We start from the raw sequence: 12,465 nt of genomic DNA on the forward strand, positions 1-12,465 counted from the left end.
TTTTGGCGGGTTTGCGCAACAGCTTCGGCTTAGTCAGTAAGCACTTCAATCCAAGCGTTTGCGACTTCCTACGGAAACCCACAATGACTGTCCGCGCCCACTGTAAGAACTCTCTGAATTTCACTGTTGAATCGAGTCTGCTGCAGCACGCCGTCCGCGCAGCGCTGTTTTCTACCGCGCTGAGCGTGGGTGTATTGCCGACTCTGACTTTCGCGGCCGACGCCAATGCCGGTGCGGTCAGCCCGCGCTATGACATCCCTGCGGGGCCGCTGGACGAGGCACTGAACCAGTTTGCCCATCAGGCGGGCATCACTTTGTCGATGACCCCGCAACAGACTCAGGGCCGTCAGTCACCGGGGGTTCGGGGCGAATACTCCACGGATCAGGCGCTGAGCCATTTGCTCGGCGGCTCGGGTCTGGAAGCCGTCACCCAGGATGGCAGCCGCTACATCCTGCGACCGCTCGCCGAGAGCGAAGCGCTGGCCCTGCCGACCACCGACATCAAAGGCTTCGCCCTCGGCAACGCGCTGGGCAGCATGGCGGGCTACAACGCCACTCACAGCCAGATCGCCACCAAAACCAGTACCGCATTGCTCGAGACTTCGCAAAGCGTGTCCGTGGTCACGCGCGAGCAAATGGACGACCAAGGCTCGCAGACCGTCTCTCAGGCGATGCGCTACGCCCCGGGCGTGCTGACCAATCCGTATGGCGCGACTCATCGTTACGACTACGTGGCGATGCGCGGTTTCAACGATGGCTCGGTGGACAACATTTATCTCGACGGTCTCAAGTCGATGGGTGACAGCGGCACTTACAGCACCCTGCAAGTCGACCCGTACTTCCTGGAGCGAGTGGATATTCTCAAGGGCCCTTCTTCGGTGCTGTATGGCCGCAGCTCACCCGGCGGTCTGGTCGCGCTGACGAGCAAGAAACCGCTGTACGAGGCCTACCATCAAGTCCAGGCCACGGTGGGTAATCAGGGGCAGCGCGGGTTGGGTTTTGACTTCAGCGGACCGGTCGATGACGACAAGCGCATCGCTTATCGTCTGACCGGCTTAACGGATCGCTCCGACACGCAATTCGACCACAATAAGGAAAAGCGCTACGCCCTGGCACCGACCCTCAGCATCGACTTCAGCGAAGACACCTCGCTGACGCTGCAGGCATATCTGCAACACGACCCGGATGGCGGCTACCACGGTGGCGTGCCGGCCGATGGCACGATCCATCAGCGCAACGGCCAGCGTATCTCGACAGACTTCTTTGAAGGTGAGCCGGGTATCGATGGTTATTCGCGTGACCAGCAGTCCTTGGGGTATCAATTCGAGCATCGCTTCAACGATGTCTTCACCGCGCGGCAGAACTTCCGCTACCTCGATTCCAAAGTAAACATGGATCAGGTCTACGCCTATGGCTGGACCTCGCCGACCAGTAACGAGCTGAACCGCTATTACACGGGTGGTGATGAGCGTCTGCATGCGTTCATCGTTGATAACATGCTCCAGGCCGAGTTTTTTACCGGTGCGACGAAGCACACCGTGCTGCTGGGCGCTGACTATCAGCGGCGCAAAACCGTGGTCGACTGGACCAGCGGCGGTCTTGCCCCGATCAATGCCTTCAACCCGGTGTACGGCAACTCGGCCATCGATATGTACGGTGAAACCAGTTATCTGCGGCGCCTGGAACAGACCGGGGTTTACCTGCAAGACCTGATCGAGATGGACCAGTGGCGTTTCTCACTGGGCCTGCGTCAGGATTGGGTCGAGACATCTGACGAAAACCGCATCGCCGAAGCAGGACGCCCTGCCGGCACCGAGATCAATGATCGACGCACCAAACTGACCGGTCGCGCCGGTGCGCTGTATCTGTTCGAAAACGGCTTGGCGCCTTACATCAGCTACTCGGAATCGTTTAACCCGAACTCCTACGCCGACAGCGCCGGCAACCCGCTGGCACCGACCGACGGCACGCAATGGGAAATCGGCTTGAAGTATCAGCCGCCGGGCACCGACAACCTGTTCACCGCGTCGCTGTTTCGCATCGATCAGGAGAACCTCGCGACCAAGCTGCCGCAGGAAAACTTCTACCGCGCGGTAGGGGCTGTTCGCTCCCAGGGGCTGGAGCTGGAAGCGCACATGCAGCTGACCGACAACCTCAAACTCCTCGGCAGTTACACCTTTACCGACATCGAGTATTCGAAGTCGATGGTCAGCACGTTGAGCACGCCGACCGACGTTATCGAGAACAAGGGCAACTCACCGACCCAGGCGCCGCGGCACATGGCCTCGTTGTGGGCTGACTATAAGTTCGACAGTGCCGCACTCGATGGCCTGCGCCTGGGTGGTGGCGTTCGTTATGTCGGCTACAGCTGGGCCGATGCGGAGAACACCCTGAAGGTGCCTTCCTATACGTTGTTCGATGCCTCGATTAGTTATGACTTGGGCAAGGTCGGTTTGAAAGGCGTCGACGTACGCCTGAATGCAAACAACCTGACCAACGAATCCTATGTGGCTTCCTGTGCCAGCCTGAACTTCTGCTACATGGGCGAAGAGCGCAATGTCGCGGCGACGGTCAGCTACCAGTTCTAACCATTTGTTTCGTGCATGAAAAAGCCAGCGCCTGAGTTATCAGGCGCTGGCTTCGTCGTTTTTGCAGGGGGTTTCTCATGCGTGCTTTTCTCGTGTTGTTGCACCGCTATATCGGTTTGGCGACGGCAGTCTTTTTGTTGCTGGCCGGACTGACGGGCAGCATTCTGGCGTTCAATCATGAGCTGGATGAATGGTTGAATCCGCAATTTTATGCAGCGTCTGCGGTGGGCGAGCGATTGCCTCCCGGTTATTTGGTTGACGCTGTGCAGAAGGCACATCCGACGCTGCAAGTCTGGTACATGGAATATCCAGACGAGGTCGGCCACACGGCGTTGCTGGCCGCGGTAGCGCGCAATAACCCGGCGACCGGCGAGCCATACGATGAGCGCAATCAAGTGTTCTATCTGGATCCGGTGAACGCCGAGCAGAAGGGTCAGCGCTATTGGGGCGAATGCTGTTTTCAACGGGAGAATCTCGTCCCGTTCATTCTCGAGTTCCACTACAACCTGACGTTGCCGGGCAATTGGGGGTTGTGGTTGATGGGTCTGGTGGCGATTGGCTGGGTGATCGATTGTTTCGTTGCGCTCTGGCTGACGTTGCCGCGTGGAAAGCCATTCTGGAAGAAGTGGTCGACCGCTTGGAAGGTAAAGGGCGGACACGCTTATCGGCTCAACTTCGATCTGCACCGCGCCGGAGGATTGTGGCTGTGGTTGTTGCTGCTGCCGATCGCTGTCAGCAGCGTGGCCATGAATTTGCCCAGTCAGGTGTTCAAGCCCGCAGTGTCATTGTTTTCGCCGGTCGAACCGAGCGTCTACGAGGCACGAGGACGAATGCCCGCAGATGCACTGGGCGCAACGCAGTTGAGTTATCAACAGGCATACGACAGGGCGTTGCAGGAGGAAAAAAGGCTAGGGCTGACAGCACCGATTGGAGAACTGTATTACAGCTTCGAATACAACTTTTACGGTGCCGGATTCGGGCAGCATGACACTGACGCGCATGGCAAATCATGGCTGTTCTTTCATGGTACTGACGGTCGATTGTTAGGGCAGGAGATAGCGGGACAGGGAACGTTGGGCGAGCAGTTCTACCGATTGCAACTTCCGATACATGGCGGACGGATTTTCGGGGTTACCGGGCAAATCATCATCGCAGTGTTAGGCGTCATGATTGCAGGCTTGTCGGTCACCGGGGTCTATATCTGGTGGCGCAAATGGCAGGCTCGACGCATCAGCAAGGCACGCCGCCCCGTTTGATCATTGAGTTTCCGGGTTGCGGAAAAGACAAAACCCCAACTGCTTGCGCAATTGGGGTTTCGGAATTGAATCTTGACGATGACCTACTCTCACATGGGGAAACCCCACACTACCATCGGCGATACATCGTTTCACTGCTGAGTTCGGGATGGGATCAGGTGGTTCCAATGTTCTATGGTCGTCAAGAAATTCTTTATCTGGCCCGTCAACACGGTAACAAGCCAGCAAAAACCGGTACTTCTACTAAAACAAAACCCCAACTGCTTTCGCAATTGGGGTTTCGGAATTTAATCTTGACGATGACCTACTCTCACATGGGGAAACCCCACACTACCATCGGCGATGCATCGTTTCACTGCTGAGTTCGGGATGGGATCAGGTGGTTCCAACGCTCTATGGTCGTCAAGAAATTCGGGTACTGACTCGTGACCAGATGGCCTCGCTTCAGAAAATCGGGTATGTGACAGCTTTCGGTGTTTGTGCGTTTCGAACTTTCGGTTCGTTTCGTCTTCACACACCGCAATCTGGTCTGTTCGACGCAAATTGCTTGGGTGTTATATGGTCAAGCCTCACGGGCAATTAGTATTGGTTAGCTCAACGCCTCACAGCGCTTACACACCCAACCTATCAACGTCGTAGTCTTCGACGGCCCTTCAGGGAACTCAAGGTTCCAGTGAGATCTCATCTTGAGGCAAGTTTCCCGCTTAGATGCTTTCAGCGGTTATCTTTCCCGAACATAGCTACCCGGCAATGCCACTGGCGTGACAACCGGAACACCAGAGGTTCGTCCACTCCGGTCCTCTCGTACTAGGAGCAGCCCCTCTCAAATCTCAAACGTCCACGGCAGATAGGGACCGAACTGTCTCACGACGTTCTAAACCCAGCTCGCGTACCACTTTAAATGGCGAACAGCCATACCCTTGGGACCGGCTTCAGCCCCAGGATGTGATGAGCCGACATCGAGGTGCCAAACACCGCCGTCGATATGAACTCTTGGGCGGTATCAGCCTGTTATCCCCGGAGTACCTTTTATCCGTTGAGCGATGGCCCTTCCATACAGAACCACCGGATCACTAAGACCTACTTTCGTACCTGCTCGACGTGTCTGTCTCGCAGTCAAGCGCGCTTTTGCCTTTATACTCTACGACCGATTTCCGACCGGTCTGAGCGCACCTTCGTACTCCTCCGTTACTCTTTAGGAGGAGACCGCCCCAGTCAAACTACCCACCATACACTGTCCTCGATCCGGATAACGGACCTGAGTTAGAACCTCAAAGTTGCCAGGGTGGTATTTCAAGGATGGCTCCACGCGAACTGGCGTCCACGCTTCAAAGCCTCCCACCTATCCTACACAAGCAAATTCAAAGTCCAGTGCAAAGCTATAGTAAAGGTTCACGGGGTCTTTCCGTCTAGCCGCGGATACACTGCATCTTCACAGCGATTTCAATTTCACTGAGTCTCGGGTGGAGACAGCGCCGCCATCGTTACGCCATTCGTGCAGGTCGGAACTTACCCGACAAGGAATTTCGCTACCTTAGGACCGTTATAGTTACGGCCGCCGTTTACCGGGGCTTCGATCAAGAGCTTCGCGTTAGCTAACCCCATCAATTAACCTTCCGGCACCGGGCAGGCGTCACACCCTATACGTCCACTTTCGTGTTTGCAGAGTGCTGTGTTTTTAATAAACAGTCGCAGCGGCCTGGTATCTTCGACCGGCATGAGCTTACGGAGCAAGTCCTTCACCCTCACCGGCGCACCTTCTCCCGAAGTTACGGTGCCATTTTGCCTAGTTCCTTCACCCGAGTTCTCTCAAGCGCCTTGGTATTCTCTACCCAACCACCTGTGTCGGTTTGGGGTACGGTTCCTGGTTACCTGAAGCTTAGAAGCTTTTCTTGGAAGCATGGCATCAACCACTTCGTCACCCAAAGGGTAACTCGTCATCAGCTCTCGGCCTTAAGATCCCGGATTTACCTAAGATCTCAGCCTACCACCTTAAACTTGGACAACCAACGCCAAGCTGGCCTAGCCTTCTCCGTCCCTCCATCGCAATAACCAGAAGTACAGGAATATTAACCTGTTTTCCATCGACTACGCTTTTCAGCCTCGCCTTAGGGACCGACTAACCCTGCGTCGATTAACGTTGCGCAGGAAACCTTGGTCTTTCGGCGTGGGTGTTTTTCACACCCATTGTCGTTACTCATGTCAGCATTCGCACTTCTGATACCTCCAGCAAGCTTCTCAACTCACCTTCACCGGCTTACAGAACGCTCCTCTACCGCATCACCCGAAGGTGATACCCGTAGCTTCGGTGTATGGTTTGAGCCCCGTTACATCTTCCGCGCAGGCCGACTCGACTAGTGAGCTATTACGCTTTCTTTAAAGGGTGGCTGCTTCTAAGCCAACCTCCTAGCTGTCTAAGCCTTCCCACATCGTTTCCCACTTAACCATAACTTTGGGACCTTAGCTGACGGTCTGGGTTGTTTCCCTTTTCACGACGGACGTTAGCACCCGCCGTGTGTCTCCCATGCTCGGCACTTGTAGGTATTCGGAGTTTGCATCGGTTTGGTAAGTCGGGATGACCCCCTAGCCGAAACAGTGCTCTACCCCCTACAGTGATACATGAGGCGCTACCTAAATAGCTTTCGAGGAGAACCAGCTATCTCCGAGCTTGATTAGCCTTTCACTCCGATCCACAGGTCATCCGCTAACTTTTCAACGGTAGTCGGTTCGGTCCTCCAGTCAGTGTTACCTAACCTTCAACCTGCCCATGGATAGATCGCCCGGTTTCGGGTCTATTCCCAGCGACTAGACGCCCTATTAAGACTCGCTTTCGCTACGCCTCCCCTATTCGGTTAAGCTCGCCACTGAAAATAAGTCGCTGACCCATTATACAAAAGGTACGCAGTCACCCAACAAAGTGGGCTCCCACTGCTTGTACGCATACGGTTTCAGGATCTATTTCACTCCCCTCTCCGGGGTTCTTTTCGCCTTTCCCTCACGGTACTAGTTCACTATCGGTCAGTCAGTAGTATTTAGCCTTGGAGGATGGTCCCCCCATATTCAGACAAAGTTTCTCGTGCTCCGTCCTACTCGATTTCATTGATAAGAGATTTTCGCGTACAGGGCTATCACCCACTATGGCCGCACTTTCCAGAGCGTTCCGCTAATCTCAAATCAACTTAAGGGCTAGTCCCCGTTCGCTCGCCACTACTAAGGGAATCTCGGTTGATTTCTTTTCCTCAGGGTACTTAGATGTTTCAGTTCCCCTGGTTCGCCTCTTGCACCTATGTATTCAGTACAAGATAACCATCTTGTGATGGCTGGGTTCCCCCATTCAGACATCTCCGGATCAAAGTCTGTTTGCCGACTCCCCGAAGCTTTTCGCAGGCTACCACGTCTTTCATCGCCTCTGACTGCCAAGGCATCCACCGTATGCGCTTCTTCACTTGACCATATAACCCCAAGCAATCTGGTTATACTGTGAAGACGACATTCGCCGAAAATTCGAATTTCTCAACTAAGAGAACTCACAAATTTTACCTTAGCCTGATCCGTTACCAGTGAAAGTAACGTTCAGTCTATCTTTCTATCACATACCCAAATTTTTAAAGAACGAACTAGTCAAAGACTAGAAATCAACATTCACCATCACAACGATGGAATGCTCATTTCTAAGCTTTATACAAGAGAAGCAGTAGTGGTGGAGCCAAGCGGGATCGAACCGCTGACCTCCTGCGTGCAAGGCAGGCGCTCTCCCAGCTGAGCTATGGCCCCGTATTTCTACAGGCGTTTCCCACACAAAATTGGTGGGTCTGGGCAGATTCGAACTGCCGACCTCACCCTTATCAGGGGTGCGCTCTAACCAACTGAGCTACAGACCCAATTTCGGGCTGCTTCTATCGTCTTCTTCAATGAATCAAGCAATTCGTGTGGGAGCTCATGGAGCAGCTGATGTCGTCGATTAAGGAGGTGATCCAGCCGCAGGTTCCCCTACGGCTACCTTGTTACGACTTCACCCCAGTCATGAATCACACCGTGGTAACCGTCCTCCCGAAGGTTAGACTAGCTACTTCTGGTGCAACCCACTCCCATGGTGTGACGGGCGGTGTGTACAAGGCCCGGGAACGTATTCACCGTGACATTCTGATTCACGATTACTAGCGATTCCGACTTCACGCAGTCGAGTTGCAGACTGCGATCCGGACTACGATCGGTTTTATGGGATTAGCTCCACCTCGCGGCTTGGCAACCCTTTGTACCGACCATTGTAGCACGTGTGTAGCCCAGGCCGTAAGGGCCATGATGACTTGACGTCATCCCCACCTTCCTCCGGTTTGTCACCGGCAGTCTCCTTAGAGTGCCCACCATAACGTGCTGGTAACTAAGGACAAGGGTTGCGCTCGTTACGGGACTTAACCCAACATCTCACGACACGAGCTGACGACAGCCATGCAGCACCTGTCTCAATGTTCCCGAAGGCACCCATCCATCTCTGGAAAGTTCATTGGATGTCAAGGCCTGGTAAGGTTCTTCGCGTTGCTTCGAATTAAACCACATGCTCCACCGCTTGTGCGGGCCCCCGTCAATTCATTTGAGTTTTAACCTTGCGGCCGTACTCCCCAGGCGGTCAACTTAATGCGTTAGCTGCGCCACTAAGAGCTCAAGGCTCCCAACGGCTAGTTGACATCGTTTACGGCGTGGACTACCAGGGTATCTAATCCTGTTTGCTCCCCACGCTTTCGCACCTCAGTGTCAGTATCAGTCCAGGTGGTCGCCTTCGCCACTGGTGTTCCTTCCTATATCTACGCATTTCACCGCTACACAGGAAATTCCACCACCCTCTACCATACTCTAGCTCGACAGTTTTGAATGCAGTTCCCAGGTTGAGCCCGGGGATTTCACATCCAACTTAACGAACCACCTACGCGCGCTTTACGCCCAGTAATTCCGATTAACGCTTGCACCCTCTGTATTACCGCGGCTGCTGGCACAGAGTTAGCCGGTGCTTATTCTGTCGGTAACGTCAAAATTGCAGAGTATTAATCTACAACCCTTCCTCCCAACTTAAAGTGCTTTACAATCCGAAGACCTTCTTCACACACGCGGCATGGCTGGATCAGGCTTTCGCCCATTGTCCAATATTCCCCACTGCTGCCTCCCGTAGGAGTCTGGACCGTGTCTCAGTTCCAGTGTGACTGATCATCCTCTCAGACCAGTTACGGATCGTCGCCTTGGTGAGCCATTACCTCACCAACTAGCTAATCCGACCTAGGCTCATCTGATAGCGCAAGGCCCGAAGGTCCCCTGCTTTCTCCCGTAGGACGTATGCGGTATTAGCGTTCCTTTCGAAACGTTGTCCCCCACTACCAGGCAGATTCCTAGGCATTACTCACCCGTCCGCCGCTGAATCCAGGAGCAAGCTCCTTTCATCCGCTCGACTTGCATGTGTTAGGCCTGCCGCCAGCGTTCAATCTGAGCCATGATCAAACTCTTCAGTTCAAACATCTTTGGGTTTTTAAGAAACCCTAAACTTGGCTCAGCAATCGTTGGTTACATCTTTGATTTCTCGCGGAGTAACTTGTGATGCTGATAATCTTGTTGACTATCAGTCTGACTCCACAAGCACCCACACGAATTGCTTGATTCAGTTGTTAAAGAGCGGTTGGTTAAGATCTTTCGTCTCAACCGAGGCGCGCATTCTACAGCAGCCTCATTTGCTGTCAAGTGATTATTTTCAGAAGCTTTCGAAGATTTCTTCAACAACTTCAACCACTTGCGCTTCCGATCTCTCGTCAGCGGGAGGCGAATTCTACAGCGTTACACGCCGCTGTCAACACCTCTTTTTCAACTTCCTTTCGGGCTTCTATGAACTGAAGCCGTCGGCCGTCGAAACCTACTTAACTCGTTGAATCTCAAAGAGTTTTCCGTTTCGACTGCGCCGGAAGTGGGGCGAATTATAGACACCTCAGATCTGCCGTCAACCGTTAATTTCGCTTTTCTTTCAATCACTTGCAGATCGATCAAAAAACGATCAAAACCTATTCCTTCTATATAGAAGGAACTTCAAAGCACTCCGGCCGCTTTCAAGTCAGCGACGGCGCCAGCCCCCAAGCCCAGCACTCGCTGCAGCACTTCAAGCGTATGCTCGCCCAATAACGGTGGCGCGTGACGATACTCGACAGGCGTCCGCGACATACGGATAGGACTAGCCACCTGAGGCACTATCCCCGCCAACGCATGGGGCAACTCGATCGCCAGTCCGCGCGCTTTCACCTGCGGATCCTCAAATACCTGCGACAGATCATTGATCGGCCCGCACGGCACGCCCGCCTGCTCGAGCTGAGCCACCCACTCGGCAGTTGTCTTGAATACGGTCGCCTGGCGAATTAACGGAATCAGCGCCGCTCGGTTGGCCACGCGCAACTTGTTGGTCGCAAAACGCGGATCATCTGCCCACTGCGACTGCCCGGCCACCTCGGCAAACTTGCGGAACTGCCCGTCGTTACCCACGGTAAGAATGAAGTCGCCGTCAGCAGTAGGAAAATCCTGATAGGGCACGATATTCGGATGCGCATTACCCAGGCGCTTGGGCGCATTGCCCGTTGTCAGGTAGTTCATCGCCTGGTTCGCCAGACAAGCCACCTGGACATCCAACAATGCCATGTCGATGTGCTGACCACCGCCGTCGTGATCCCGATGCGCCAGCGCCGCCAGAATCGCCACCGTCGAATAAAGCCCGGTGAGAATGTCCGTCAGTGCCACGCCGACTTTCACCGGCCCGGCGCCTTCATCTCCCTCAGGGCGACCGGTCAGGCTCATCAGCCCACCCAGGCCCTGAATCATGAAGTCGTAGCCCGCGCGTTTAGCATAAGGCCCGGTCTGACCAAAACCGGTGATCGAGCAGTAGATGAGATTCGGATTGATCGCCTTCAACGACTCATAGTCGAGCCCATAGGGCGCCAGACCGCCGACCTTGAAGTTCTCGATCAGAATGTCGGACTTCGCCGCCAGTTCACGCACCAGCTTCTGCCCCTCGGCACGGGTGAAATCGATAGTCACCGATTGCTTGTTGCGGTTGGCGGACAGGTAATAAGCCGCCTCCGACGTATTCTCGCCGTAGGCGTCCTTAAGGAACGGCGGCCCCCAGGCGCGCGTGTCATCGCCATTGCCCGGACGCTCGACCTTGATCACCTCGGCGCCAAGGTCGGCGAGGATCTGCCCGGCCCACGGCCCGGCCAGCACTCGCGACAAATCCAGTACCCGCAGATGTGACAGCGCACCCATGGTCGCTCTCCTGTTAATAGAACGCCTGCAGACCGGTTTGCGCGCGTCCGAGGATCAGCGCGTGGACGTCGTGAGTCCCCTCATAGGTATTCACCACTTCCAGGTTGACCAGGTGGCGAGCGACGCCGAACTCATCGGAGATACCGTTACCGCCCAGCATGTCACGAGCCATGCGAGCAATGTCCAGCGACTTGCCGCACGAATTGCGCTTCATGATTGAGGTGATCTCGACCGCTGCCGTGCCTTCATCCTTCATCCGCCCCAGACGCAGACAGCCTTGCAGGGCCAGGGTGATCTCGGTCTGCATGTCGGCAAGCTTCTTCTGCACCAATTGGGTTGCGGCCAGAGGGCGACCGAATTGTTGGCGATCCAGCGTGTACTGGCGAGCGGTGTGCCAGCAGAACTCGGCAGCGCCCAGCGCGCCCCAGGAGATACCGTAACGCGCAGAGTTGAGGCAAGTGAAGGGACCTTTCAGACCGCGCACATCCGGGAAGATGTTTTCTTCCGGCACGAACACGTTGTCCATGACGATCTCACCGGTGATCGATGCACGCAGCCCGACCTTGCCGTGAATCGCTGGAGCACTCAGGCCTTTCCAGCCTTTTTCCAGGACGAAGCCACGGATGTCGCCGGCATCGTCTTTCGCCCAGACCACGAACACGTCGGCGATCGGGCTGTTGGTGATCCACATTTTCGCGCCAGTCAGGCTATAGCCGCCGTCGACTTTACGCGCACGGGTGATCATCGCGCCGGGATCAGAGCCATGGTTCGGCTCGGTCAGACCAAAGCAGCCGATCCATTCCCCGGACGCCAGTTTCGGCAGGTACTTCTGTTTCTGGGCTTCGGTACCGAATTCGTTGATCGGCACCATCACCAATGAGGACTGCACACTCATCATCGAACGGTAGCCGGAGTCGACACGCTCCACTTCACGAGCGATCAGGCCATAGCTGACATAGTTCAGGCCGCTGCCACCGTACTGCTCAGGGATGGTCGCGCCCAGCAAGCCTACTTCGCCCATTTCGCGGAAAATTGCCGGGTCGGTCTTCTCGTGGCGGAAAGCTTCGAGGACGCGCGGCGCGAGGCTCTGCTGAGCGAACTGCTCGGCGGTGTCGCGGATCATGCGCTCTTCTTCGGTGAGCTGTTGATCCAGCAGCAGGGGATCGATCCAGTTGAAGCTAGCTTTACCGCCCATGAGTGTGTCCTCGCAAATCGACTGAATTAACGTGGCATTGATCCTAGGCGCGGTTAGCCGTCACGGCAAACGAGGATTTCGCATCCTGTTGTGCTAATTTCTCACTCCGAAACGTCGCGAATAGCCATTTATGCGGCGCATT

At 55.1% G+C, this 12,465-nt stretch carries 4 protein-coding genes, 2 tRNA genes and 4 rRNA genes; 2 read left to right on the top strand and 8 right to left on the bottom strand.

The window, feature by feature from the left end; all coding sequences use genetic code 11:
• Window positions 1-83: 83 nt before the first annotated feature.
• Both J3P93_RS26850 and J3P93_RS26855 read left to right on the top strand, forming a co-directional pair.
• Window positions 84-2,588, top strand: coding sequence for a TonB-dependent siderophore receptor (locus tag J3P93_RS26850; RefSeq protein WP_434593753.1), 2,505 nt, complete (start codon window positions 84-86; stop codon window positions 2,586-2,588).
• Between the two features lie 77 nt (window positions 2,589-2,665).
• A complete protein-coding gene (locus J3P93_RS26855; protein WP_434593756.1) occupies window positions 2,666-3,844 on the top strand; it encodes a PepSY-associated TM helix domain-containing protein in 1,179 nt (392 codons plus the stop codon).
• 70 nt (window positions 3,845-3,914) lie between these two features.
• On the opposite strand, the gene rrf (J3P93_RS26860) is transcribed toward J3P93_RS26855, so the two are convergent.
• The 8 genes from rrf (J3P93_RS26860) to J3P93_RS26895 all read right to left on the bottom strand — a co-directional run bounded on the left by rrf (J3P93_RS26860) (window position 3,915) and on the right by J3P93_RS26895 (window position 12,323).
• Window positions 3,915-4,030 (bottom strand): 5S ribosomal RNA (rrf, locus tag J3P93_RS26860).
• A gap of 105 nt (window positions 4,031-4,135) precedes the next feature.
• Window positions 4,136-4,251: ribosomal RNA gene (rrf, locus tag J3P93_RS26865) — 5S ribosomal RNA — on the bottom strand.
• Window positions 4,252-4,402: 151 nt separating this feature from the next.
• Window positions 4,403-7,296: ribosomal RNA gene (locus tag J3P93_RS26870) — 23S ribosomal RNA — on the bottom strand.
• Window positions 7,297-7,542: 246 nt separating this feature from the next.
• Window positions 7,543-7,618, bottom strand: a tRNA-Ala gene (locus tag J3P93_RS26875).
• 30 nt (window positions 7,619-7,648) lie between these two features.
• A tRNA-Ile gene (locus J3P93_RS26880) sits at window positions 7,649-7,725 on the bottom strand.
• Between the two features lie 81 nt (window positions 7,726-7,806).
• Window positions 7,807-9,343 (bottom strand): 16S ribosomal RNA (locus J3P93_RS26885).
• Together the 16S, 23S and 5S rRNA genes with 2 tRNA genes alongside form the textbook arrangement of a ribosomal RNA operon.
• A 564-nt stretch (window positions 9,344-9,907) precedes the next feature.
• Window positions 9,908-11,128 (bottom strand): CaiB/BaiF CoA transferase family protein, encoded by a 1,221-nt coding sequence (locus J3P93_RS26890; protein WP_434593759.1) that lies wholly within the window; start codon window positions 11,126-11,128, stop codon window positions 9,908-9,910.
• A 13-nt stretch (window positions 11,129-11,141) separates the two neighbouring features.
• Complete coding sequence (locus tag J3P93_RS26895; RefSeq protein ID WP_039757058.1) at window positions 11,142-12,323, bottom strand: acyl-CoA dehydrogenase; 1,182 nt, start codon at window positions 12,321-12,323, stop codon at window positions 11,142-11,144.
• Between the last annotated feature and the right edge of the window lie 142 nt (window positions 12,324-12,465).

Origin of the sequence: Pseudomonas sp. R3-57 (assembly GCF_051132065.1) — a bacterium.
Classification (GTDB): Bacteria; Pseudomonadota; Gammaproteobacteria; order Pseudomonadales; family Pseudomonadaceae; genus Aquipseudomonas.

Excerpts from the sequence above, each read along its gene's own strand:
- J3P93_RS26850 (WP_434593753.1), top strand. The coding sequence starts at position 84 with ATGACTGTCCGCGCCCACTGTAAGAACTCTCTGAATTTCACTGTTGAA.
- J3P93_RS26855 (WP_434593756.1), top strand. The coding sequence starts at position 2,666 with ATGCGTGCTTTTCTCGTGTTGTTGCACCGCTATATCGGTTTGGCGACG.
- J3P93_RS26890 (WP_434593759.1), bottom strand. The coding sequence starts at position 11,128 with ATGGGTGCGCTGTCACATCTGCGGGTACTGGATTTGTCGCGAGTGCTG.
- J3P93_RS26895 (WP_039757058.1), bottom strand. The coding sequence starts at position 12,323 with ATGGGCGGTAAAGCTAGCTTCAACTGGATCGATCCCCTGCTGCTGGAT.